Here is a 24,388-nt window from a genome sequence, read left to right as displayed (position 1 = left end):
CTTATTTTTAAAGCTAGTAATAAAACCACCAACAGAATGAAATTAATGACTACCATTTTGTGCCTTTTCCTATTCGGGAATTTTGCACAATTACAAGCCCAATCTTTTGATGAATCTGAATACAATGCTCTTGAATATCGACTTCTTGGTCCTTTTAGAGGCGGCCGAAGTGCTGCGGTAACCGGAGTTCCAAACCAACCAAATCTTTATTATTTTGGTTCAACCGGTGGCGGAATTTGGAAAACTTTAGATGGAGGAAGAAGTTGGGATAATATTTCTGATGGTTTTTTTGGAGGCAGCATAGGCGCAATAACTGTTTCTAAAAGTGACCCTAACGTTATGTATGTTGGAGGAGGCGAAAAAACTGTTCGTGGTAATGTGTCTTCTGGTTATGGAATTTGGAAAAGTGTTGACGCAGGTAAAACATGGGTTTCAGCTGGATTAAAAAATTCGCGCCATGTTCCAAGAATTGCCGTAGACCCTACTGATCACAATATTGTTTATGCAGGTGTTTTGGGCAATATATATAAACCAACTCAAGAGCGCGGTATTTATAAGAGCACCGATGGTGGGAAGACTTGGAAAAAAACTTTGTTTGCTAATGAGCATGCTGGTGTTGTTGATTTATTAATTGACCCAACCAACCCTAGAATTTTATATGCTTCTACTTGGCGTGTTCAGCGTACGCCTTACAGTTTAAGCTCTGGTGGTGAAGGTTCAGCACTTTGGAAAAGTACTGATAAAGGTGAAACATGGACTGAGATTTCAACAAAAAAAGGATTTCCAGAAGGTACTTTAGGTATAATTGGTGTTACAGTTTCTCCAGTAAATAACCAACGGGTTTGGGCTATTGTTGAAAATAAAGATAAAGGTGGGTTATACAGAAGTGATGACGGTGGAGATACATGGAAACAAGTTAACAGTGAGCGTAAATTACGTCAACGTGCTTGGTACTATACAAGAGTTTACGCAGATACCAAAGATGCCGATGTTGTTTATGTTTTAAATGTGCGCTACCATAAAAGTACAGATGGTGGTAAATCGTTCAATACATATAATGCACCTCATGGGGATCATCACGATTTATGGATCGCACCAGAAAACCCTAACCGTATGATTATTGGAGATGATGGTGGCGCTCAAGTTACCTACGATGGAGGCGAAACTTGGAGTACATATTACAATCAACCTACATCACAATTTTATCGTGTAACTACAGATAATGATTTTCCATATCGCATTTATGTGGCACAACAAGATAATTCAACCATTAGAATTCCTCATAGAACGGATGGTCGTTCCATTACTGAGGATGATTGGGAAAGTACTGCAGGCGGAGAATCGGCACATATTGCTGTAGACCCTGAAGATAATGATATCGTTTACGGAGGAAGTTATGATGGTTTTTTAACAAGAGTAAATCACAAACGTGGAACGGTTAGAGCCATTAACGTTTGGCCAGATAACCCAATGGGACATGGAGCTGAGGGAATGAAGTATCGTTTTCAATGGAATTTTCCAATTATATTTTCTAAACATAATCCAGATCGATTATATACGTTTTCGCAACATGTTCATGTTACTGAAAATGAAGGACAATCCTGGAAAATTATAAGTCCAGATTTAACTAGAAATGACCCTGAAAAACTAAAATCTTCAGGTGGACCAATTACACAAGATAATACTTCAGTAGAATATTATTGTACCATTTTTGCTGCCCAAGAATCGCCAATAACAGAAGGTTTACTTTGGGTTGGTAGTGATGATGGATTAATACACGTTACTAAAGATGGTGGGCAAAACTGGGAAAATGTCACCCCAAAAGGCATGCCCGAATGGATGATGATTAACAGTATAGAACCTAGTGCTTTTGATGCTGGAACCTGTTATGTTGCAGGAACAAAATATAAAACAGGAGATTTTACGCCATATTTATATAAAACAACAGATTACGGAAAGACCTGGAAGAAAATCACAGATGGTATTAACCCAGAACACTTTACTCGAGTATTAAGAGAAGACCCAAAGAAAAAGGGATTACTTTATGCTGGTACAGAAACAGGTATGTACATTTCTTTTAATGATGGGAAAAACTGGAAACCGTTTCAGTTAAATTTACCAATTGTACCTATCACAGATTTGGCTTTAAAAGACAATAACCTCATTGTTGCTACTCAAGGGCGTAGTCTTTGGATGATTGACGACTTAACCGTTTTACATCAATTATATGAAACGTCATCAAAAGAAAACAGACTCTTTAAACCAAAAGATACTTACAGAATGGATGGAGGTTATACAAAAGAAAGTAAAACCTCAGGAACAAATCATCCAAATGGTGTTATCACATATTTTAATTTGAAAACATACGACAAAGAAAATGATGAAATTTCTTTAACTTATTTTGATCAAAAAGGAGATACTATTAAAACGTTTTCAACAAAAAATAAGAAGAAAGATAAGTTGGAAGTTAAAAAAGGCATGAATCAGTTTGTTTGGAATATGACTTACGATGGCGCCGAAAAGTTAGAAGGTATGATTTTGTGGTGGGCAAGTTTAAACGGACCGCAAGCCATTCCTGGAACCTATAAAGTGCATTTAAATGTTAATGGAACAGCAACACCACAATCTTTTAATATTATAGCAGACCCAAGAGCAGAAAGTACTCAGGCCGATATGCAAAAACAATTTGATTTTATAAAGGATGTAAATAAAACTATGGATGACGCACATAAATCCATAAAGAAAATAAGAAAAATTAAAAAGCAACTTACTGCTTTTGAAACTCAATATAAGGGCGATGATAATGTAAAAGAACTTTTAGAAAAATCTGAGAAACTAAAAGAAGATTTTACCAAAATAGAAGAGGCTTTATATCAAACCAAAAATAGAAGTGGGCAAGATCCTCTAAACTTCCCAATTAGATTAACTAATAAGTTAGGGCATTTAAACGCTTTAGTTGGTATGGGAGATTTTGCACCAACAGATCAAGATGTTGCTGTTAAAAACGAATTATCAAATCAAATTAAAATTCAATTGGATGCTTTTAATAAATTGATTAGTGAGGAGATAAGTGCATTCAATAATGCTTTTAATAGTAAACGATTAAACTATTTATTTGTAGAAGATTAATGGGAGAATATTACCAATATATAAAATCGTTTCATCTTATTTTTGTAATTACCTGGTTTGCAGGGTTGTTTTATATTCCAAGGTTATTTGTATATCAAATTGAGGCATTTCACAAACCATCTCCCGACAAAGAAATTTTAGGGAAACAGCTCAAGCTCATGGCTAAACGGTTGTGGTTTATTATCACATGGCCATCCGCTATTTTATCAACACTATTTGCTATTTGGTTGCTAGTATTAGCTCCAGGTTGGTTACAGCAACCATGGATGCATGTTAAATTAGGCTTTGTAGCTTTATTGTTTATTTATCATCTAAAAACGCATCAGTACTACAGACAACTACAAAATGATGTGGTTAAAAAAACATCAAGTTTTATGCGTATTTGGAACGAGGGCGCTACATTTATTTTATTTGCGGTGGTATTTCTCGTTATTTTAAAAAGTGCCATTAATTGGGTTTGGGGAGTTGTTGGAATTCTTGTTTTAGGAATTTTAATTATGTTAGGCTTTAAACTTTATAAAAATTTCAGAGATAAAAACCCAGATGCCTAAATTTATAATGAGAGCTTTTATTAGTGAACCTTAATTTTAAATCAGCCTTAGCTGCTTTGGTTCGATTATTGCTATATTTATTGAATTAATAACATAGATGAACTTAAAAAGACTCTCACTTCGTACTCGAATTTTTCTAGCAATGATATTGCTTGTCGTGTTAGCATCTATACTTATTTCTGCAGTAGCTATTTATCAATATAAAGAGGAAACCAAAGATTATCATGAAGAGCGTTTACAGCGAAAAGAGATTAGCGTTCAAACCCATATAAAGCGTGTTTTAAATAGCAGACAAAATACTTGGGAAGTAAAAACTGAAAACATCCCATATATTTTTAAGGAAGAAATTTATAACATTGCAGATATCCATAAGCTCACAATAAACCTTTACGATTTAGAAGGTGGATTATTAATTTCTTCAAGGGCTGGATTAAGACCAGACGATTTAAATGAATGTTTAGATGCCGAAATTTTAAACGCGCTTTCAAATACAGCTCAGCATCGTTTTGTAGATAAACTTCGAGAAAATGGAGAGACTTTTCAGTCTTCGTTTACTCATATAACTAATAATAAATCTAAGGTAATTGCTATTTTAAATATTCCTTATTTAGAGAATGATGATTTTCTTTCAAAAGAACTCAACGAATTTTTAGAACGTATTAGTTATGCGTATTTATTTGTATTGCTAATGGCAATTGGTATTGCATTTTTACTATCTAAATACATTACAAAATCGTTGAAAACCATAAGCGATAAAATTAATACTACCCGTTTAGAAAAGAGAAATAAAAGAATAGAGATTGATGAAACTAGTGAAGAGATTTTTACTTTGGTAAACTCGTATAATAGTATGATTGACGAGTTGGAAGAAAGCGCAGTGCAATTGGCAAGAAGTGAAAGAGAACAAGCTTGGAGAGAAATGGCAAAACAAGTAGCACACGAAATTAAAAACCCACTAACACCAATGCGTTTAACCGTTCAGAGTTTTCAACGTAAGTTTAACCCCGAAGATGAAAATATACATTCAAAACTTGATGAATACAGTAAAACACTTATTCAGCAAATAGACACCATGAGTTCTATTGCCTCGGCATTTTCAAACTTTGCTAAAATGCCTGCACAACAAAACGAAACACTTAATGTGGTTAATATCGTTAGGTTAGCTTTAGATATTTTCAGTGAAGACTATATCTTTTTTACATTTGAGAAAGAAGAGATTATAGCAAAGTTTGATAGAACACAATTAATTAGGGTGGTTACTAATTTAGTTAAAAATGGTATACAAGCAATGCCAGAAAACCAAACACCAAAAATTGTAATTAATGTTGGTACAAATAACGGCGAGGTAGTTATAACGGTGGCAGATAATGGCTCTGGAGTTTCAGAAGAAAATAAAGCAAAGATTTTTGAACCAAAATTCACTACTAAAACTAGTGGTATGGGACTTGGATTGGCCATGGTAAAAAATATTGTAGAAACCTATAAAGGTTCCATCACGTTTGTATCAGAAAAAGATAAAGGAACTACGTTTAAAGTTACTTTTCCAAGAGAACAACTGTAATTCCTATTAGATATAATTAGGAATGTCATCCACCATAAACATTAAAAAGTTATGAGTTATAAAAATATCATTTCCGAGGAAAACAATGGCATCACAACCATTACCATTAACCGCCCAAAAAAACTGAATGCTTTAAATAGGGAAACCATTGAGGAGTTACATGAAGCATTTCATGATGCAAATGAAGACACTAATACTAAAGTTATTATTTTAACTGGTAGTGGTGAAAAAGCTTTTGTGGCTGGAGCAGATATTAGTGAATTTGCAGATTTTGATGTTAATGAAGGCACTGCGCTTGCTGCTAAAGGGCAAGAGTTGTTGTTTGATTTTGTTGAAAACCTACCAACACCTGTTATAGCAGCAGTAAATGGTTTTGCTCTTGGTGGCGGACTTGAGTTGGCCATGGCTTGTCATTTTAGAATAGCGAGTGATAATGCCAAAATGGGCTTGCCTGAAGTATCGTTAGGTGTTATACCTGGTTATGGTGGTACACAGCGTTTACCTCAACTCGTTGGAAAGGGTCTTGCCATGGAAATGATAATGACAGCAAGTATGATAGATGCTAATAAAGCGCTTAGTTATGGTTTGGTAAACCATGTTACAAAACAAGAAGAATTATTAACCTTTTGCCAAAAAATTTCTACTAAAATTTCCACCAATTCCTCAATAGCTATTAGTGCTGCTATTAGAGCTATAAATGCAAACTTTAAAGATGGTGTAAATGGATATAATGTTGAGGTAAATGAGTTTGGAAAATGTTTTGGCACCGAAGATTTTGAGGAAGGTACTACTGCTTTTTTAGAAAAGCGAAAAGCTGATTTTCCTGGAAATTAATGTATTGGTTCGTTTAACGTTGTTGTATATGGAAAGTTGCGTGTTTGTGTGCGAGGATTTTCCGAAGGAAAATCAGAAGCTAGCAAACAAAGCAACTCACATTGGTTTAGGGTAAAACTAGCAATTTTTATACGGTGTTACCATACGTAATTTATTATTTTATTATTTCCATCCACTTATCAGATTCCGCAAACTCTTTTACAATTCGGTTTCTTTCGGTTAGTAATGCAGTCATATATTTTTTTAGAAATAATTTGTCCATTAACTTTCCTAAAATTCCAAAGGGCGATTTATAATCAAAAAAGTCGGTCATCAAAGTTCCTCCATCCGATTCTATAAAGTGATGTTCATGTTTAAATTCAGCAAACGCTCCTTTAATCATTTCGTCCGCAAAGTATTTCGGTCGTTTATATTCTGTGATTTTGGAAGTCAGATTTTGATAGATTCCAAAGTGTTTTGCTCTCCATGTTACACTTTCGTTCAATTCGATTAATCCACTCGTTTTTCCAGCAATTGCTTCCTCATTCGTGTGTTCGGTCGATATTTTATGCAAATCGATACTTCGAGATAGGTCAAACACGATCTTTCTATCGGCTTTTATTTCTGTTTGAAGTTCAATTCTCGGCATTGTTTGGGTATGTATGGTAACGACTTGATATGAAATCGTTTTAATGTTTTATATTTAACGTTAAACGAAGTTATCGTTTTTTTCTGACAAAATCAACTCAAAATAGAAAGACACATTTGTTAATAATACATCAATCCTTTAACAGTTTTCAAAACAAATTATAGCTAATTTTAAAGAGCTTCATATAAAGCATTCAACCTTTAATTTTACTGTAATGAACCCAAAATCTATCATAAAAGGCCGTGGTGCACAACTTAATGTGCACAATCGCTTTTTTGAATTAAGTCATGAAATGCGTGATGATTTTTTAGAATATTGCCAAAAAGAAGGCGAACAAGTTGATAAAAATAAAACACAATATCTGGAAGTATTTCCTAAAACTATAGTTAATAAGGTAAAAAGTCCAGATGTAGGGATGGCCTATTCTATGAATGCTTATCAAGGCTGCGAACACGGTTGTATTTATTGTTATGCCAGAAATACACATGAGTTTTGGGGTTATAGTGCGGGTTTAGATTTTGAACGACGCATTTTAGTAAAAAAAGATGCTGCAAAACTTTTGGAAGCACAATTAAAAAAGAAAAGTTGGAAAGCTTACCCCATAGTTATGTCTGGCAATACAGATTGTTATCAGCCAGCTGAACAAAAGTTCAGAATTACAAGACAATGTTTAGAGGTTTTTTTAAAATATAAACATCCGGTTGGTATTATAACCAAAAACTCAAGGATTTTGGATGATTTAGATATTCTAAAAGATTTAGCAAAAGATAATTTAATTGGAGTAAATATTTCTATTACGTCACTATCAGAAGAGACTCGTCGTGTTCTAGAACCTAGAACAACAACCATAAAAAAGCGATTAGAAACGGTAAAGGTTTTAAGCGATAACGGCATTCCTGTAAATGTTATGATTGCTCCTATAATTCCATCAATAAATAGTCATGAAATTTTATTAATGGCCAAAGCAGCTTCAGATTCTGGTGCTTTATCGATTGCTCATACCATTGTAAGGCTAAATGGCGCTATAGGAGAAGTGTTTTCAGATTGGATAAAAAAGGCAATGCCAGATCGTGCTGAAAAAGTATTACATCAAATAGAAAGTTGTCATGGCGGACAGTTAAACGACAGTCGTTATGGTACAAGAATGCGAGGTGAAGGAAAAATTGCTGAACAAATAAATAACTTGATTAAATTGGCTAGACAACAATATTTTAAAGATAAAGGTATGCCAAAACTTAATTGCGATTTGCACGAGCCATACAAAGCCGGACAATTAAAATTATTTTAATAAAAAAGTGGGCCACCACAGCCCACTTTACCAACTAAACTAAATAAGACATTAAACTAATTATTAATGAATTTTGTAAAATCTTGATTATTTGAATTAAGCTCTATTTTATAATTTCCTTTTTTTAATTTGAAAACACGGTTTATAGTTTGCTTTCCTTCTATTTTTTCCGTGTAAGCTAATTCGTAAAAGCCATTTACAACAGCATAAATTTTAATTTCTAGAGGCTCAGATTCAAGAGCTAATTTTGAAATGTAGGTTAATCCATCTTTTTGTCTAACAAAAGGCTTATAAACGACAGCCTCTTTGGTTTTGTCAAAAACAACATCGTTTAACTTAACCGTAAAAGGAATTGTTTTAATTTCTAAGTCTTTGTCTACTACAAAAAAATAGTTTCCGTCAGGAAGAGCAGTTAAATCGAATCCTTTTTTGTAGGTTCCTGAGAAATTAATTAATTCCTTATAAAGGATAATTCCGTTAGAATCTTTAATTGTTAATTGATTACCTGCTTTTACATCTTTTAAAATTAATGCAGTTTTTTTAAGATTTACTTTGTCAGTAAAAATTTCATTTGCGTTACCTAGCATAGCAGTAAATACGGTTACCACTAGTAGGCTCTTTTTAAGTGTTTTGATTACGTTTTTCATGATTTGGTTTTTTTAATAACGTTCAACAGGACAAAGGTATATTGGAACTGCATGTAGGAAAACATCAATTTTGGCTATTTTGTATGCTATTTTATCTGTTAATTTAACGTTAAGTCTTTGTTAAGTTAAAATAGCATATAATTAGGTAAATTTTTAACACATACAGGTTTTGAAGAAAAATAAAATTTACTTGTATTGCTATTTTGCATATTAAGCAAAAAAAAAGTGAGCCACCACAGCTCACTTTACCAACTAAACTAAATAAGACATTAAACTAATTATAATGAATATTATATACTCTTTTTAAGAGTTAACTTTTTAATATGCGAATTTTTATTCTTTATTATGAAATTGCATGTAATTTTTTGATTTACTAAGCATTATCATAATAATTTGATACAAATATAAGTCGCTATTAAAGGATATAAAACATCAATTTTATCTTAATTATATGCTATTTTAACCTCAATGTCAATGTTAAGATAATGTTAAGTTAAAATAACATATAATTAGGGCAATTAGATATACAATGTTTGCATAATAAACAGTAAATTTGCATAAAAATCGCTTCCCATGATTATTAAAAAACCTACTTTAGAAAAGCTTACCCCAAGTTTTGGAAGTTCTATACTGGTAAAGCAACATGCTGAAAAGGTAGATAAGAATAATGCCTTTTGGCATTTTCATCCAGAATTAGAACTTGTTTACGTAAATAAAGGGCAGGGTAAAACGCATATTGGTAATCACTTATCATATTTTAACAACAGCCAGCTTATATTAATAGGTGCAAATTTGCCTCATAATGGTTTTGCAGATAGACTTACAGCTAATGGTACTGAAACTACAGTACAATTCAAATCGGATTTTTTAGGTAATGATTTTATTAAAATACCTGAAATGGCTAATGTTGTTTCTTTATTTGATCGCGCAAAAAAAGGTATTAAATTTAATGTTGAAACTAAACTATATATAGGTCCAAAAATTAATAGTTTAATTGATTATACTGGATTAGAGCGTGTTTTAAAGTTTCTAGAAATTTTAAACTATTTAGCAAAAACAGAAGATTATACACTGTTAAATGCTGATGGAATAGCTTTAGAAGCAAACCCGCAAGACAGTGATAAAATTAGTGCCATATATAAATACGTTAATACAAATTTTAAACAGCATATTACTTTAGATGAAATTGCAGATAAAGTAAGTATGACGGTACCTGCATTTTGCAGATATTTTAGAAAAACTACTGGTAAAACCTTTACCCAATTAGTAAATGAATATAGAGTAGTACACGCCACAAAATTATTGACAGAAAAAAGTCAATTAAGTATTGCTGATGTTTGTTTTGAGTGTGGATTTAATAACTTTTCCCATTTCAATAAGCAATTTAATGATGTAGTTGGCAAAAGTGCTTCGCAGTATAGAAAGGAAATAAAGCAGATTATTCAATAGTTATATTAAGTAAATTATGGATGAAGATAAAATCGATAAAGCGATAGAATATTACAAGGTAAAAATTAATGGAATAGTTGATTTTATTAATAATAATACCAGTTTAACAATTGAAGAAATAATTGAGAGAGGAGAACAACTTACTGTACTAGACTATAAGCTAACAGCTTTAGAAGTTGCAAAAGAGAATTAAGAATTTAAAGAATATATTATAATTTAAAACCCTTCATTAAAAATGAAGGGTTTTTTAGTTTCAATTATTTTAGAATGCTTTAAGGCAAATTAATAATATTGCCGTAATTAATGGTAAGGCTAATAATAAGCCTGCAATAAATAAAAGTGGCTTACCTATACTAGAAGTATTGCCAGTTATGTTATTTATTTCTTTTGTTGTGTTTTTCATGCTTAAAGTTTTTAAACGTTCAACATATCAAAATTATATTAAGTTTAAGCTGAGAAAAACATCTATTTTAATCAATAAGTATTCAATATTAACCAAAAATGCTAATTTCAAATCATTAAATGTTAAAATAGCATATTTATAAATTATTTTAATAGGTAGTTAAACTAAAGTTTTCCATTCCATTCATTATAAAACTGTTTTAAGTAAAGTTCCATAAAATCATGTCTTTCTTTAGCAATTCGTTTTCCAGTTTTAGTATTCATTTTATCTTTTAAAAGCAATAGCTTTTCATAAAAATGATTTATTGTTGGCGCAGTTGAGGATTTATATTCAGCCTTAGTCATCTTAAGATTTGGTTTTATATCGGGGTTGTAAAGTTGTCTGTTTTTAAAACCTCCATAACTAAAACAACGTGCAATACCAATGGCGCCTATAGCATCTAGCCTATCGGCATCTTGAACTACATTTAATTCGGGCGAAGTAAATTTTTGAGCCTCATTTCCACCCTTAAACGATATGTTTTCTATTATGTTTACAACATGCTCAATAATAGTAGAATCAACATTGTTTTTAAATAGAAATTCACGTGCTATTTTTGGGCCAACAGTTTCATCACCATCATGAAATTTACTATCGGCAATATCATGAAGTAAAGCGCCCAAAGATGCTATAAAAACATCAACAGGTTCATTTTTTGAAATTAATAGTGTGTTTTTATAAACACGTTCAATATGAAACCAATCATGACCACCTTCAGCATTTTCAAGTGTTTTTTTAACAAAAGCAATGGTTTGATTTATTATGTTTTTTTGTGTCATAGCGCTATAAAAGTAAAAATTCCTTTCTGGAATGGAAAGGAATTTTTTTTATATGTGTATTTATTTTTACTTAATAACTGCTGGTTCAACCCATTTAAATTGAAAAGAGTTTTCGGGTATTTTTATACGTTCAGATAAACGATACATTCGTGCTGGTAGTTTCATTAAATAATCACGTGCCTTTTCAGCTTCATCTGTTAAGTTTGTAATTTTATCAATTTCCCAACGTTTTATAAGTTTATCTAGAATATCTACATAATCTGTTGAGGTATAAACACCTATACGTTGTGCAGTATTCGAGAATTCCTCAAAAGCAGTACTTATTTGGTTTCCAGATTCACGTAAAAAATGAGCTGGCATGGTTATTTTCTTTTTCATCATATCATGAAAAGCCATCATCATTTGGCTTGGGTCTACTTTAAAAATACGATCAACAAATTCTGAATATGCGTTATGATGACGCATTTCATCTCCAGAAATAATCTGACACATTTTACCCAATTGCTTATTGCCACTTTTTTTAGCAATTTTTGCCACTCGATTATGAGAAATATAAGTTGCTAATTCTTGAAAACTAGTGTAAACAAAGTTTTTATAAGGGTCCCTATCGGTACCAATATCAAAACCATCAGCTATTAAATATTGTGTTGTTTTTTCAATTTCACGCATGTTAACTCTACCAGATAAATAAAGGTATTTGTTAAGTACATCGCCATGGCGGTTTTCTTCACCAGTCCAATGGCGAACCCATTTACCCCAACTATTACCACCGTCTTTTACTTGGTCAACACCTTCAACATCCATTAACCACGATTCGTAAGTTGGTAAAGCTTCTTCAGTAATCATATCGCCTACCAAAACCACCCAAAAGTCATAAGGTAATTCTTTTGATAATTCTCTTATTTCACGAACCTCTTCAAAGAAATTATCACCCTCAGAGTTTGGCAAAAAATCTGTTGGCTGCCAAATATTTTCTATAGGTATAAGATATTTTTGTATTAGGGATTCAACATCTTTTTCTAAAAACTGCATAACTTCCAGTCTTACATTTTTCAACGACATAATTTATATTTAAGAGTGAATTTGTTTTTTAATAGTGGTTTCAATACTATTTATTAGGTTTTCTCTGTCGGTAAAGGTAGCTAATTCTAGAGGCTTATGTACAGTAAATTTAAGATGATTACCTAATCCTAACGGGAATTTGCCATATCTAAACATTTTCCAAGAGTTGTTTATAGTTACAGGAACAATAATTGCAGATGGTATTTTTTTAAATAAAATTTCTAAACCTTTGGTTTGAAATGGTTTAGGCGTACCGTCTTTACTTCGTGTGCCTTCTGGAAAAATAACTGCAGCGCGTTTTGTTTTTTCAATATACTCGCCAAATTTCATAAGTGCAGGCAACGATTGTCTTGGGTTTTTTCTATCTATTAATGCAGCACCGCCATGACGTAAATTGTAAGACACACTGGGTATACCTTTTCCTAATTCTATTTTACTAATAAATTTAGGATGGTGTTTTCGCATATACCACGTAAGTGGATATATATCGTGCAAACTTTGATGATTTACAACAATAATCAAAGGGCGATTAGAATCTATTTCGTAAGGGTTAGTAAAAGAAAAGTGTGTGCCTAAAATATTAGCACATCGCATTAAACAAAACTGTAAAACGTCAACACTTAATTTATGTGCTTTATACCCAAAAACATTAAAACAAAACCATTGTATAGGATGAAATATTATCAATGTTAAAATGAAAAACAAATAATAAATAAGAGATAAAGGGTAGGACAAGAGTTTTACCATGTTTCAAAATTAGTATAATGAATATTAATAGCATAAAAAAACCACGAGTAAATCGTGGTTTGAATTTTATTCACACAGTTTAATTGAAAGCTTAACAATGCTCGTTATAAGCATCAACTAGGTTTTCTGCAATTAATTCTGCTGGGCGCCCTTCAATATGATGACGCTCTAACATGTGCACTAATTCACCATCTTTAAATAAAGCCATACTTGGCGAACTTGGAGGAAACGGAATCATATAACCACGAGCAGCATCAACAGCTTCTCTATCTACACCTGCAAATACAGTTGTAATATAATCAGGTTTCTTCACATTTTGTAAACTCATTCTAGCACCTGGACGTGCATTTGCTGCTGCACAACCACAAACCGAATTAACAACTACTAAAGTTGTTCCTTCTTTTGCAATAGCAGCATCAACAGCCTCGGCAGTATGTAATTCTTCAAAACCAACTTTGGTTAAATCCTCACGCATTGGTTTTACTAATTCTGCTGGATACATATTTTAAATTTTAAAAATTAACATTTTTTAGAGTTGCAAAGATACCAATTGTGTAACAATATGGCGTAATTATCAACTAACTAATATTATATTTGGTCATAATTAAAATCTATAACTTACATGAGTTTTTCAAAATGGATAGGAGGTGCTCTAGGTTGGTCGTTTGGCGGTCCAATAGGCGCCATATTTGGTCTGGCTATAGGCAGTATTTTAGACACTTTGGTTGATGGTAAAAACAGCCCATTTCTTGGAGAAGGGCAAAAGCAGCAAAGACGAGGAAGAACAACTTACAGAAACCAACCAAGACAACGCCCGCAAACCCAATCGGGCGATTTTGAAGTTAGTTTACTTATTCTTGCATCTATAGTTATTAAAGCTGACGGTGTGCAAGACCAACGCGAATTAGATTTTGTACGTCAACAATTTGTAAATATGTATGGTAAAGAGCGTGCTAATCATGCTTTTACTTTATTTAAAAATATAAATAAGCAAAAAAATATTTCTACAAGGCAGGTTTGCTTGCAAATTAAACGAATGATGGACCATCCATCACGTTTACAGCTTATGCACTTTTTATTTGGTATTGCAAAAGCCGATGGTACGGTTACAAATGATGAAGAAAAGCAAATTTATACCATGGCTGGTTATTTAGGTATAAGCTCTAGAGATTACGAGAGTATTAAAGCTATGTTTTATAACAGTAGCGATAATGCTTATAAAGTTTTAGAGATTGATAAATCTGCTACAGATGATGAGGTTAAGAAAGCTTACCGAAAAATGGCTAAAAAGTATCACCCAGATAAAGTGATTCATTTAGGTAAAGAACATCAAAAAGGTGCTGAAGAAAAATTTAGGCAAGTTCAAGCCGCCTACGAGCAGTTGCAAAAAGAGCGTGGTTTTTAAGTAAGATGTAAAATACTTATCTTAATAAATTATATCTAAAAAGAGCATAGATGTTATTTAGTTTTGGGCAAAAAAGTTCTTTATTACTTATCTTTTTTTTTCATGGTATTGTTTTTTCTTTTCTTCTATTAAGAAAAGGGATTATTTTTAATAATAAATCAAGCAAATGGTTAAGCTTATTATTGTTTTTATGTGCTATGTATATTACGCCTCATATGCTGGGGTATGCTGGTTGGTATAAAAAAGGAATTACACAAGAAATATTATTTTTTGTTCCTTTTATGCAGGTTTTATTAATAGGGCCAGTAGTATATTTTTACACTAAAAGTTTACTTAATAGCTCATTTTCATTGGAAAAAAAAGATTGGATTCATTTTGTTCCAGCAGCGCTATACTTGCTTTACAGTTTGCTCATTTTTATAACTGATAAAGTAATTTTAGATGAGTTCTATTTTTATGCCGACGGAAGAGATAAAGATTTGTCAAATTGGTATCAAATTGCAGGATTAATTTCTATGGCTTACTACTTGATTTCTAGTTTACGGTACTATTCTAAATACAAAAAATTAGTTTTTGATAGCGTGAGTTATGCAGAAACCATATTGTTTAAGTGGATTCAAAACTTTATGATAGCCTTTCTTGGTGTTTTAGTATTACGGGTATTATTTTTTATATTGAATCCTGAATGGGGAGAGTTTGGAAGTCAATTTTGGTATTATATTGTATTTTCATTTTTAATTTTTTATATCTCAATTAACGGATATGCTAATGCGGTAAAAATCTCCATTTTTAATGACGTAAATACCCAATCTGTAAATGTTTTTTCGGAAGAAACACAAGAAAAAACTAATCAAGAATTGCCTCTTAGTGATGATATTGAAGATTGGAAGCAAAAAATTGTTGTATTACTAGAAGTAGAAAAAATATATGAAAACCCTAAAATCATATTATCTGATGTTGCACAATTGTTAGATACAAATACTAGAACTATATCTTCAGTTATCAATTTAGGGTTTCAAATGAATTTTAATGATTTTATTAATTATTACCGTATTGAAGCTGTAAAAGAGAAGTTGATTTCAGGAGAACATCATAAAATTACATTACTAGGAATTGCCTACGACTGCGGTTTTAATAGTAAGGCAACATTTAATAGAGCTTTTAAAAAGAGCACAGGCTTATCTCCAAAAGGTTTCATCGAAAAAATATCTTAAAAAAGGTATCAAATCTTGATTTGAAGCGTTTAATGTCAATTTTCTCTTGATTTTTGCTTCAAATCATAATTAATTCATCATGAAAAAAATAATCACATTTCTTGTTATCCTTATCTCAGTTTCATCTTTTGCTCAAAACAAAATAGAAAAGATTGATTCTATAATTAATTCTAAAATCACAAAAAACGACCCTGGATTAATGCTAGGCATTGTAAAAAACGGAAATATTATTTACGAGAAATATCTTGGATTGTCCTATCTACAATTCCAGATAAAAATGAATGAAAAAACAAAATCTAATATTGCATCTACTGCAAAACAGTATACTGCACTCATAATTTTAGATTTAGCTTTAAAAGAAAAACTTAGTTTAGAGGATGATATTAGAAAATATCTTCCTTCGCTTTATAAGAAAGTTGAGCATAAAATAAAAATCAGGCATGTTCTTAATCACACCAGTGGAATAAGAGACTATTGTGATTTGATGAGTATACAAAACGATATTTGGTGGAAAAAAATAGGTTTAAAAAATGATGATGTTATTGCACTGCTAGAAAAACAAGAAGATTTAGCTTTTAAACCAGGTTCTCAATACACTTACAGTAATTCAGGATATATTGTATTGGCTGAAATTATAGAAAAAGTATCTGGAGAAAAATTTACAGATTACTCAAAACAATTCTTTCGTAATTTAGGTATGAAGGAAACATTATTTGTTGAACGATACGCTGGTGTTATTCCTAATAGAGCAGAACCTTATAGTGATTGGGGAGATGGCGTATGGTTACAAACACCAACGGTAACAAAAACTGCAGGAGAGGGTTTTTTATACACAACTTTAAAAGACCAACTTATCTATGAACAAGCTGTTCAAAATGCAACTAAGAATAATAATGTTCTATTAATTAGAAGTCAGCAACCTATTCCTAATAGTGAAATTAACTCTTATGGTTTTGGATTGGAACTCAATAATTTTTTAAATAGAAAAGCCGTATACCATAGTGGTGCGACTAGCGGATATCATTCTCAAATGATTAGATTTCCTGAAGAGAAACTAAGCATTTTTGCTATGAGTAATAATGGAAATATCTCAACCTTTACAATTACTAAAGAGGTTGCAAGAGTTCTTCTGCCTGAAATGAAGCAAAAAGAGCAATACAACAATAGGTTATATGAAGCTATAAGTAGTATTGAAAAACCAAAAGTATTAGGGCAATATCATAGTAAAAGTGGTTATTTAACAAGAATTGTAAAAGAAGACGGAAAGACTTATTTTAAACAAGGAAGAAACCTTAGCATAGAGCTAATTCCAGAAACTTATAAAAAATTTCATCTTGAGTATGACGCGAAATCGAAGCTGGTTTTTTATGAAAATGAAATGGTTTTATTTCAGCCATCGGGAGAGATGTCTATTTACAAACGAAGTAATGTGTTACCGGCTTCCTTTGAAGATTCAGAAAGTTTTATTGGTACCTATTACAGCAGTGAACTAGAAATGAGTTTTGAAATCTTTTTGACTAAAAAAAATCAATTAAAAATACAGTTCTCGAATCGTAACAATGTGCGCGATATAGAAGTACTTAATAAAAATGAAATGATATCTCGTAATTTTATATTAAAAGCCGAAAGAGATCAATTCGACAGAGTTACTGAGGTATTATTAAGTTTGGCAAGAGCTAAAAATATTAGATTTAAAAAGAAAACAAATCTTAAGTTTCAACCTAAAATAGGGACCGAAAATGGAACAATTCAGGTAACCACTATTGATTCTAGAAATGGTGATACTTCTGATATTCTATTAACAAAAAACTTACCTAACGGAAACGAAGTTTGGTATAAAAGACTTGGAGGAAATAGTTACGACAAAGCAAGCTCTATTTTAGAAACTGAAAACGGATATTTGATAATAGGGTCTACAAGCTCTTATGGAAAAGGTAACTACGATATTTTTGTTATTGAAACAGATAAAGAAGGTGATATAATCTGGCAAAACACTTATGGAGATTTTTACAATGAATATGGTTATTCTGCAGAGAAGATAGAAAACGGTTATCTAATTAAAGGGACTATTCAGAAATGCTCTTCTAATACAGATGTTTTCAATAGGACTTGTACAACTAATACTTGGTTTGTAACTATTGATGAGAATGGTAAAGAATTGTCAAATGAAATTTTAGAGGAGATTAAATAGACTCATAGTTCTCATCTATATAACTAATAGCCTCCTATTGTGTCAATACAGCAAACTTTTTATAACGATTATAAACATCAACAATTTCATCTAAAGCTTTTTGAACTAAATCTTTGTTTTCCTTAGGTAAATCGTAAAACCCATCAGTAAAATTTTTAAAGTAAAAATAAAAGAAATAAATTGCGAGAAGTAAAATTCATCAATCTAAAATCATGAAAAATATCTTCGACACTAAAGAAACTGAAGTAGTAATAGATAGAATAAATAAACTCTCGCCAACAACAAGACCACTTTGGGGGAAAATGAGTTCAGACCAAATGTTGGCGCATTGCAATGTTACTTACGAAATGACTTTTGAAGATAAACACAAAAAACCAAATGGGTTTACAAAATTTATTTTAAAACTATTTGTTAAAAACATGGTTGTAGGCGATAAACCTTATAAGAAAAACAGCAAAACTGTACCTCAGTTTTTAATTACTAATGCTAGAAATTTTGTTGAAGAAAAAGCGAGGTTAACAGACTATTTGAAAAAAGCTCAAAGCTTGGGTGAGGATTATTTTGATGGAAAAGAATCGCATTCGTTTGGAAAACTAACAAAACAACAATGGAATACGATGTTTTATAAACATTTAGACCATCATTTAAGTCAGTTTGAGGTTTAGTTTTTAAAAATAACCGAAGACTTATTTTTACTAACAACTAACTGAACAGTTCTACCCAAAATCAAAGCTCTGTTATCAGGTTCATGTCCCGCAGGCATATTAAAAGCAATAGGAAAATCGTAATCCTCCAAAGCATCCAAAATAAGTTGTTCTAGAGAAGTTCCCCAGAGTGTTGTGTTTTTCCTCAGTTTTGTCATGTCGCCTACAATAAGCCCTTGGCAGTTTTCAAAATACCCTGCGCGCTTTAAACTTTGCAACATACGGTCAATATGATATTTATATTCGCCAATTTCTTCAATAAATAATATTTTCCCGGAAGTATCAATACTGGTTTTAGAACCTAACATGGTGTGAAGCATGGTTAAATTACCACCTACTAATTGTCCAGAGGTAGTTCCTGTTTTATTATAGTTTGAACCTTCTAAACTGTAACTTAAAGGTTTTCCGAAAATAGTATTTTTAAATGTCGAAATACTAGCTTCAATTTCAGATTCATCCTTAGGTAAACTAACACACATTATAGCATGTAAACTTTCAACACCTTGGTTATGTATTTGATTATGAAGAGCCGTAATATCAGAATATCCAATAACCCATTTGGGGTTTTCATTAAATTTTGAGTAATCTAACTTATCTAAAATTCTAACAGTGCCATAGCCACCACGAGCACACCAGATGGCGCTGATTTTTGGGTCGTCAAGAGCATTTTGAAAATCTTCACATCGCTCATCGTCCGTTCCAGCAAAATGATTTGCATTACTAAAAACATGTTTTCCTACAACCGAAAATAATCCCCAACGTTTTAAAAGCGCTTGAGCTTGTTTAACTTCATCATTTCTATTTTTTAAAATACCAGATGGCGCAACAATGGCAACGGTATCTCCTGCTTTTAAGTATGGCGGTTGTTTCAAAGTGTTATTTTGTTTTTCAATGTCTGTGTTTTGTGCTGATATACTTTTTGTTTCTAATAAAAAAGTAACACAAAACAGACTTAGAATGAGTAGGTTTTTCTGCATAATGTAAATGTACATTTTTTTTTCAAAAAGGGCTTTAAATGTGTACTTTTACGGCTTCAAAAAGATAAAACAATGCCGAAAAGATATACCATTACCACAGCACTTCCTTATACAAACGGGCCTATACATATTGGGCATTTAGCAGGTGTTTATGTGCCAGCAGATATTTATGCGCGTTATTTAAGATTAACTGGGAATGACGTTATTTTTATTGGAGGAAGTGATGAACATGGTGTACCTATTACCATAAAAGCGAAAAACGAAGGGGTTTCTCCTCAAGATATTGTAGATAAATATCATGTAATTATTAAAAAATCATTTGAAGATTTTGGTATTACTTATGATAATTATTCGAGAACGTCGGCACCAATTCATCATGAAACAGCATCAGAGTTTTTCAAGACTTTAAATGAAAAAGGTGAATTTATTGAAGAAACTTCAGAACAGTTGTATGATGCTGAAGCTAATCAGTTTTTAGCAGACCGTTTTGTAATAGGAACTTGTCCAAAATGTGGAAATGAAGAAAGTTATGGAGACCAATGTGAAAACTGCGGAACGAGCCATAATGCAACTGATTTAATAAATCCGAAATCAGCTATAACGGGTAATGTGCCTACTTTAAAAGAAACTAAACACTGGTTTTTACCGTTAGATAAACATGAAGCTTTTTTAAAAGAATGGATTTTAGAAGGTCATAAAAAAGATTGGAAACCTAATGTTTATGGGCAATGTAAATCGTGGATTGATGATGGGTTACGACCAAGAGCGGTTACCAGAGATTTAGATTGGGGAATCCCTGTTCCTGCAGAAGGTGGAGAAGGTAAAGTACTTTATGTTTGGTTTGATGCGCCAATTGGTTATATCTCATCTACCAAAGAATGGGCAGCAAGAGAAGGAAAAGATTGGGAGCCATATTGGAAAGATAAAGATACCAAGCTTGTACACTTTATAGGAAAAGATAATATTGTATTTCATTGCATTATATTTCCAGCCATGTTAAAAGCTGAAGGGAGTTACATTCTTCCTGAAAACGTTCCAGCAAATGAGTTTTTAAATTTAGAAGGCAATAAGCTATCAACCTCTAAAAATTGGGCAGTATGGCTGCCAGAATATTTAGAAGAATTCCCTGGGCAACAAGATGTATTGCGTTACGCACTAAATGCTAATGCACCAGAAACTAAGGATAACGATTTTACTTGGAAAGATTTTCAAGCAAGAAATAATAATGAGTTAGTTGCTATTTTCGGAAACTTTATAAACCGTGTAGTAGTTTTAACAAACAAATATTATGAAGGTATTGTTCCAGAACCTTCTGATTTTAATGATGTTGATGAAGAAACTTTAGCCGCAATCAAAGCTTATCCAGATGTTATTGCAAGTTCTATTGAGCGTTACCGTTTTAGAGAAGCGGGTCAAGAACTTATGAATTTAGCACGTTTAGGGAATAAGTATCTAGCTGATGCAGAACCTTGGAAAGTGATTAAAGTAGATGCAGATCGCACAAAAACAATCATGTTTGTAGCGCTTCAAATAGCTTCAGCTTTAGCAACTTTAAGCGAGCCGTTTTTACCATTTACGTCTAATAAGTTGAAAAACATATTAAATATTACAACTGATAAAGTTGATACCTCTTGGAAAGAGGTTTCAACAAAAAAAGAATTACTTCCTGCAAATCATAAAATAGGGAAAGCAGAATTATTATTCTCGAAAATTGAAGACGAAACCATCCAAAAACAACTAGACAAGTTAGAAGCAAGTAAAAAAGCCAACGAAGTAGCCAATGCAACTGTAGAACCTCAAAAAGACACGATTACTTTTGAAGATTTTACCAAATTAGATATCCGAGTAGGGACTATTTTAGAAGCTGAAAAAATGCCTAAAACCAAAAAGCTACTAAAGCTAAAAGTGGATACAGGTATTGACACCAGAACGATTGTTTCTGGTATTGCTGAAAGTTTTTCTGCCGAGGAAGTTATTGGAAAACGTGTAACCGTTTTAGTAAACTTAGTTCCAAGAGCATTAAGAAGTGTTGAAAGTCAAGGTATGATTTTAATGACAGAAACTCCTGAGGGTAAGTTGGTATTTGTAAATCCTGATGATGCTGAGGTTGGGAATGGATTGCAGATAAGTTAACTAAAGTATTATCAAAAATTTGCAAACATTAATCTTCTGGCAAGTTATTTATAACACATAATTCACAAGCTAATCTTAAACATATCAATAGATTAATACTATTTCATTATAGGAACATTTAACTTTTTAATAAGTGTTGTTTTATTAATTTTAGTTAAATTTAAACAAAAACGTTTAAAGTTATATTGTTATGATAGCATCAAGATTTTTAGAAGTTAAAACTTCATTAGTATTATTATTAATAGTCACCTTTTTTGGTTCTTTCGCAGAGCCGCTCTTAGCTCAAAAAGAAAGTCTTGAAAATAATATAACTACTTCTTTTCAAGAATATACTTCAGCTTATAGAGAGGTAGCTTATTGTCATTTAAATAAAAGTATTTATATAAAAGGAGAAAGTTTAGGTTTTAGTAGTTATGTTATAGATAAAAGTCTAAAAAACCCATCTAAACCAACAAAAAACTTATACTGTGTTATAACTGATAGTACGAACAAGGTTATAAAAAGTAAGTTGCTAAAAGTAAATAAGGGATATGCTAGCAATGTGTTCAATATTGATAGTACGTTTACATCAGGGTATTACACTTTCAAAGCGTATACAAATTGGATGAATAATTTTAATGAACCAAATGCATTTGTAGAAAACTTCAGGGTTATTGATCCAGATATAGAAAGTACAATAAAGCTTAAAGAATCAAAAGGCGATATAGATGCGCAATTTCTTCCAGAAGGAGGTCATTATGTAGACAACGTAAAATCTTCTATTGGAGTAGTAATAAAAAATGCTAATGGGTATGGAATACCAGATACAAATGGTGATGTGTTTGATAAAGATAACAACTATGTTACTTCATTTAAAACTAATGTTTTAGGAATTGGAAAGTTTTTATTGTTCCCAAAAAAGTATCAAAAATATACAGTTAGAATTAATCATTCAGATAAACTTTTTGAATTTACTATTGATGATATAAAGCAAAAGGGTATTTCAATAGGATTAATCAATTCAAATGGGAAGCTTGTTATAGAACTCAAAACCAATCAAAGTACATTAGAAGATATTAAGGGTAAACCATATAAAATTGTAGTTCATAATGGAAGTTCTATTAAAGCTACTGGTATACAATTTAAATCAGTTAATTCAGTTAAGATTATAGATCAAGAAGAATTATACCCTGGAATTAATATTTTTACGCTTTTTAATGAAAACAATAAACCCATTTCAGAACGTATGTTCTTTAATTATGAAGGTATTAAAGTTGCCAAGTCTAAAACCCCAATAATTAGTAAATTACAAGATTCTCTAAGAATAGCTATTCCATTTGATGAGACACTAACATCATCAACAAATAATATTAGTATATCCGTTCTTCCAGAAGCAACAAAATCGTATTCAAAGCATAGCAATATAATTTCGTCTTCATATTTACAACCTTACTTAAATGGTTACGTTGAAAATTCAGCTTATTATTTTACAAAGGTTAATAGTAAAAAGAAATATGAGTTAGATAATTTATTAATGACCCAAGGGTGGAGCAGTTATGATTGGAATAATATTTTTGAAAAACCAAACCTTACAAATAATTTTGAAACAGGAATAAATACACTTGCGAACATTAACAAGAAAGAGCGCGCCGAATACTTGGTGTACCCTTTAAAAAACAATGTTTCAGAAATTTTTACTGTCAATCAAGCTGAGTCAGCATTTAAACAGACAAACCTTTTTCCTGAAGAAGGAGAGACGTATAGGGTTGGTATGATGAAAGCAAATGATAAGATGGAAAAACCAGGATTATACGTTCAATTTTATCCATTTGAAGTGCCAAATCTTAAAACTAGTTTTTATAAATTACCCTCAGGAGACAATAGTTTATTTAAATCAGATAATAAGACTGTAATAAGTCCATTTTTTTCAAAAAGGAGCGAAATTCAAAATCTAGATGAAGTATTAATTGAAGTAGATAAAGAAGCTACAAGAATTAGATCAATAAAGAATAAATTACCTTATGGGAGAATTGATTTTTTTGATGATAGAAAGCGTAGAGGAGGATTGACTTTAGCCATTTATCTGAGCTCGAGAGGTTTCATTACCAATGATACGAGCGGTATTTTAAGTATTGTGAACCCTAATCCAAACTCCCCCAATAACGCTATTCCCTTAGTTATTTTAGATGGGGTGATGCTAACAAATTTCGGGTTTTTATCAAATTTTTCATTACAAACAGTTGATTATATAGAAATAAATAAAACAGGTATTGGTTATGGTTTAAGAGGAGGTGGAGGTGTTATAAATATAGTTACAAACCCAGATTTGATAAGACAGAATACAGGTGTTAAAAATTCGGTAGGGGAGTATAAGTTTCCATTAACATTTGCTAAAGACAAAAAGTTCTACGTTCCAAAATATGATTTATATAACGATAATTTTTATAAAGGATATGGTGTAATAGATTGGATTCCTGACGCTAAAATAGATAATAACGGAAATTTAAGTTTTACTGTTTTCAACCCCGCCAATAATAATATTAAACTTTTTATTGAAGGTGTAACCAGTAATGGAGAATTCATATCAGAGACTAAAGTTCTAAATTTGAATACTGTTAATTAATGACGATTAATATGCTGAATTTAGAAAATCTCTTTTTATTTTGTA

Annotated in this window: 21 protein-coding genes; 13 read left to right on the top strand and 8 right to left on the bottom strand. The window is 31.7% G+C overall.

Going from position 1 to position 24,388, the window contains the following annotated elements; genetic code table 11:
- Nucleotides 1-45 precede the first annotated feature (45 nt).
- From ABD939_RS07800 to ABD939_RS07785, 4 genes are all read left to right on the top strand, one after another.
- Complete coding sequence (locus ABD939_RS07800) at nucleotides 46-3,129, top strand: WD40/YVTN/BNR-like repeat-containing protein (protein WP_345167354.1); 3,084 nt, start codon at nucleotides 46-48, stop codon at nucleotides 3,127-3,129.
- The gene (locus tag ABD939_RS07795) at nucleotides 3,129-3,680 is read left to right on the top strand and encodes a CopD family protein (protein ID WP_345166636.1); all 552 of its coding nucleotides are present in this window, start codon (nucleotides 3,129-3,131) and stop codon (nucleotides 3,678-3,680) included. The genes ABD939_RS07800 and ABD939_RS07795 overlap by 1 nt, the downstream gene beginning before the upstream one ends.
- Nucleotides 3,681-3,777: 97 nt before the next feature.
- Nucleotides 3,778-5,241, top strand: coding sequence for a sensor histidine kinase (locus tag ABD939_RS07790; RefSeq protein WP_345166633.1), 1,464 nt, complete (start codon nucleotides 3,778-3,780; stop codon nucleotides 5,239-5,241).
- Nucleotides 5,242-5,292: 51 nt separating this feature from the next.
- Nucleotides 5,293-6,075, top strand: coding sequence for an enoyl-CoA hydratase/isomerase family protein (locus ABD939_RS07785; RefSeq protein ID WP_345166630.1), 783 nt, complete (start codon nucleotides 5,293-5,295; stop codon nucleotides 6,073-6,075).
- A gap of 154 nt (nucleotides 6,076-6,229) precedes the next feature.
- On the opposite strand, the gene ABD939_RS07780 is transcribed toward ABD939_RS07785, so the two are convergent.
- On the bottom strand, nucleotides 6,230-6,703 hold the full coding sequence (locus ABD939_RS07780; RefSeq protein WP_345166628.1) for an SRPBCC family protein: 474 nt from the start codon (nucleotides 6,701-6,703) through the stop codon (nucleotides 6,230-6,232).
- A gap of 214 nt (nucleotides 6,704-6,917) precedes the next feature.
- On the opposite strand from ABD939_RS07780, the gene ABD939_RS07775 reads away from it, so the two are divergent.
- A complete protein-coding gene (locus ABD939_RS07775; RefSeq protein ID WP_345166626.1) occupies nucleotides 6,918-7,991 on the top strand; it encodes a PA0069 family radical SAM protein in 1,074 nt (357 codons plus the stop codon).
- A 56-nt stretch (nucleotides 7,992-8,047) separates the two neighbouring features.
- Here the strand turns inward: ABD939_RS07775 and ABD939_RS07770 are convergent, their stop codons facing one another.
- The gene (locus ABD939_RS07770) at nucleotides 8,048-8,638 is read right to left on the bottom strand and encodes a hypothetical protein (RefSeq protein ID WP_345166622.1); all 591 of its coding nucleotides are present in this window, start codon (nucleotides 8,636-8,638) and stop codon (nucleotides 8,048-8,050) included.
- Between the two features lie 573 nt (nucleotides 8,639-9,211).
- Here ABD939_RS07770 and ABD939_RS07765 point away from each other — a divergent pair.
- Together ABD939_RS07765 and ABD939_RS07760 are read left to right on the top strand one after the other, a co-directional pair.
- Nucleotides 9,212-10,087, top strand: coding sequence for an AraC family transcriptional regulator (locus ABD939_RS07765; RefSeq protein ID WP_345166619.1), 876 nt, complete (start codon nucleotides 9,212-9,214; stop codon nucleotides 10,085-10,087).
- 16 nt (nucleotides 10,088-10,103) lie between these two features.
- Entirely contained in the window at nucleotides 10,104-10,280 is a 177-nt protein-coding gene (locus ABD939_RS07760) for a hypothetical protein (protein WP_345166612.1), read from the top strand.
- 69 nt (nucleotides 10,281-10,349) lie between these two features.
- Here ABD939_RS07760 and ABD939_RS07755 read toward each other — a convergent pair whose 3' ends face one another.
- The 5 genes from ABD939_RS07755 to ABD939_RS07735 all read right to left on the bottom strand — a co-directional run bounded on the left by ABD939_RS07755 (nucleotide 10,350) and on the right by ABD939_RS07735 (nucleotide 13,619).
- A complete protein-coding gene (locus ABD939_RS07755; protein WP_345166609.1) occupies nucleotides 10,350-10,490 on the bottom strand; it encodes a hypothetical protein in 141 nt (46 codons plus the stop codon).
- A gap of 164 nt (nucleotides 10,491-10,654) precedes the next feature.
- The gene (locus ABD939_RS07750; RefSeq protein ID WP_345166607.1) at nucleotides 10,655-11,308 is read right to left on the bottom strand and encodes an HD domain-containing protein; all 654 of its coding nucleotides are present in this window, start codon (nucleotides 11,306-11,308) and stop codon (nucleotides 10,655-10,657) included.
- A gap of 66 nt (nucleotides 11,309-11,374) precedes the next feature.
- Nucleotides 11,375-12,370: an acyl-ACP desaturase gene (locus tag ABD939_RS07745; protein WP_345166604.1), complete on the bottom strand. Its 996-nt coding sequence runs from the start codon at nucleotides 12,368-12,370 to the stop codon at nucleotides 11,375-11,377.
- A gap of 9 nt (nucleotides 12,371-12,379) precedes the next feature.
- Nucleotides 12,380-13,117: a lysophospholipid acyltransferase family protein gene (locus tag ABD939_RS07740; protein WP_345166602.1), complete on the bottom strand. Its 738-nt coding sequence runs from the start codon at nucleotides 13,115-13,117 to the stop codon at nucleotides 12,380-12,382.
- Between the two features lie 91 nt (nucleotides 13,118-13,208).
- The gene (locus ABD939_RS07735; protein ID WP_345166600.1) at nucleotides 13,209-13,619 is read right to left on the bottom strand and encodes a BrxA/BrxB family bacilliredoxin; all 411 of its coding nucleotides are present in this window, start codon (nucleotides 13,617-13,619) and stop codon (nucleotides 13,209-13,211) included.
- 120 nt (nucleotides 13,620-13,739) lie between these two features.
- Here ABD939_RS07735 and ABD939_RS07730 point away from each other — a divergent pair, with 120 nt between their 5' ends.
- From ABD939_RS07730 to ABD939_RS07715, 4 genes are all read left to right on the top strand, one after another.
- On the top strand, nucleotides 13,740-14,522 hold the full coding sequence (locus tag ABD939_RS07730) for a TerB family tellurite resistance protein (protein ID WP_345166598.1): 783 nt from the start codon (nucleotides 13,740-13,742) through the stop codon (nucleotides 14,520-14,522).
- A 50-nt stretch (nucleotides 14,523-14,572) separates the two neighbouring features.
- Entirely contained in the window at nucleotides 14,573-15,736 is a 1,164-nt protein-coding gene (locus tag ABD939_RS07725) for a helix-turn-helix domain-containing protein (RefSeq protein WP_345166595.1), read from the top strand.
- Between the two features lie 79 nt (nucleotides 15,737-15,815).
- Nucleotides 15,816-17,927: a serine hydrolase domain-containing protein gene (locus tag ABD939_RS07720; protein ID WP_345166592.1), complete on the top strand. Its 2,112-nt coding sequence runs from the start codon at nucleotides 15,816-15,818 to the stop codon at nucleotides 17,925-17,927.
- A gap of 212 nt (nucleotides 17,928-18,139) precedes the next feature.
- Nucleotides 18,140-18,592, top strand: coding sequence for a DUF1569 domain-containing protein (locus ABD939_RS07715; RefSeq protein ID WP_345166589.1), 453 nt, complete (start codon nucleotides 18,140-18,142; stop codon nucleotides 18,590-18,592).
- On the opposite strand, the gene ABD939_RS07710 is transcribed toward ABD939_RS07715, so the two are convergent.
- Complete coding sequence (locus ABD939_RS07710; RefSeq protein ID WP_345166586.1) at nucleotides 18,589-19,608, bottom strand: S66 peptidase family protein; 1,020 nt, start codon at nucleotides 19,606-19,608, stop codon at nucleotides 18,589-18,591. The two genes, ABD939_RS07715 and ABD939_RS07710, sit on opposite strands and share 4 nt — an antisense overlap.
- Nucleotides 19,609-19,680: 72 nt before the next feature.
- Between ABD939_RS07710 and metG the strand changes: the two genes are divergently transcribed.
- Together metG and ABD939_RS07700 are read left to right on the top strand one after the other, a co-directional pair.
- Complete coding sequence (metG, locus tag ABD939_RS07705; RefSeq protein WP_345166584.1) at nucleotides 19,681-21,741, top strand: methionine--tRNA ligase; 2,061 nt, start codon at nucleotides 19,681-19,683, stop codon at nucleotides 21,739-21,741.
- Between the two features lie 190 nt (nucleotides 21,742-21,931).
- The gene (locus ABD939_RS07700) at nucleotides 21,932-24,343 is read left to right on the top strand and encodes a hypothetical protein (RefSeq protein ID WP_345166582.1); all 2,412 of its coding nucleotides are present in this window, start codon (nucleotides 21,932-21,934) and stop codon (nucleotides 24,341-24,343) included.
- Nucleotides 24,344-24,388 lie beyond the last annotated feature (45 nt).

The organism is Algibacter aquimarinus (assembly GCF_039543265.1).
GTDB lineage: Bacteria > Bacteroidota > Bacteroidia > Flavobacteriales > Flavobacteriaceae > Algibacter_B > Algibacter_B aquimarinus.
Note: the sequence above shows the minus strand (reverse complement) of the source record. Positions and strands in the feature narration are given on the sequence as shown.

Excerpts from the sequence above, each read along its gene's own strand:
- ABD939_RS07800 (WP_345167354.1), top strand. The coding sequence starts at position 46 with ATGACTACCATTTTGTGCCTTTTCCTATTCGGGAATTTTGCACAATTA.
- ABD939_RS07795 (WP_345166636.1), top strand. The coding sequence starts at position 3,129 with ATGGGAGAATATTACCAATATATAAAATCGTTTCATCTTATTTTTGTA.
- ABD939_RS07790 (WP_345166633.1), top strand. The coding sequence starts at position 3,778 with ATGAACTTAAAAAGACTCTCACTTCGTACTCGAATTTTTCTAGCAATG.
- ABD939_RS07785 (WP_345166630.1), top strand. The coding sequence starts at position 5,293 with ATGAGTTATAAAAATATCATTTCCGAGGAAAACAATGGCATCACAACC.
- ABD939_RS07780 (WP_345166628.1), bottom strand. The coding sequence starts at position 6,703 with ATGCCGAGAATTGAACTTCAAACAGAAATAAAAGCCGATAGAAAGATC.
- ABD939_RS07775 (WP_345166626.1), top strand. The coding sequence starts at position 6,918 with ATGAACCCAAAATCTATCATAAAAGGCCGTGGTGCACAACTTAATGTG.
- ABD939_RS07770 (WP_345166622.1), bottom strand. The coding sequence starts at position 8,638 with ATGAAAAACGTAATCAAAACACTTAAAAAGAGCCTACTAGTGGTAACC.
- ABD939_RS07765 (WP_345166619.1), top strand. The coding sequence starts at position 9,212 with ATGATTATTAAAAAACCTACTTTAGAAAAGCTTACCCCAAGTTTTGGA.
- ABD939_RS07760 (WP_345166612.1), top strand. The coding sequence starts at position 10,104 with ATGGATGAAGATAAAATCGATAAAGCGATAGAATATTACAAGGTAAAA.
- ABD939_RS07755 (WP_345166609.1), bottom strand. The coding sequence starts at position 10,490 with ATGAAAAACACAACAAAAGAAATAAATAACATAACTGGCAATACTTCT.
- ABD939_RS07750 (WP_345166607.1), bottom strand. The coding sequence starts at position 11,308 with ATGACACAAAAAAACATAATAAATCAAACCATTGCTTTTGTTAAAAAA.
- ABD939_RS07745 (WP_345166604.1), bottom strand. The coding sequence starts at position 12,370 with ATGTCGTTGAAAAATGTAAGACTGGAAGTTATGCAGTTTTTAGAAAAA.
- ABD939_RS07740 (WP_345166602.1), bottom strand. The coding sequence starts at position 13,117 with ATGGTAAAACTCTTGTCCTACCCTTTATCTCTTATTTATTATTTGTTT.
- ABD939_RS07735 (WP_345166600.1), bottom strand. The coding sequence starts at position 13,619 with ATGTATCCAGCAGAATTAGTAAAACCAATGCGTGAGGATTTAACCAAA.
- ABD939_RS07730 (WP_345166598.1), top strand. The coding sequence starts at position 13,740 with ATGAGTTTTTCAAAATGGATAGGAGGTGCTCTAGGTTGGTCGTTTGGC.
- ABD939_RS07725 (WP_345166595.1), top strand. The coding sequence starts at position 14,573 with ATGTTATTTAGTTTTGGGCAAAAAAGTTCTTTATTACTTATCTTTTTT.
- ABD939_RS07720 (WP_345166592.1), top strand. The coding sequence starts at position 15,816 with ATGAAAAAAATAATCACATTTCTTGTTATCCTTATCTCAGTTTCATCT.
- ABD939_RS07715 (WP_345166589.1), top strand. The coding sequence starts at position 18,140 with ATGAAAAATATCTTCGACACTAAAGAAACTGAAGTAGTAATAGATAGA.
- ABD939_RS07710 (WP_345166586.1), bottom strand. The coding sequence starts at position 19,608 with ATGCAGAAAAACCTACTCATTCTAAGTCTGTTTTGTGTTACTTTTTTA.
- metG (WP_345166584.1), top strand. The coding sequence starts at position 19,681 with ATGCCGAAAAGATATACCATTACCACAGCACTTCCTTATACAAACGGG.
- ABD939_RS07700 (WP_345166582.1), top strand. The coding sequence starts at position 21,932 with ATGATAGCATCAAGATTTTTAGAAGTTAAAACTTCATTAGTATTATTA.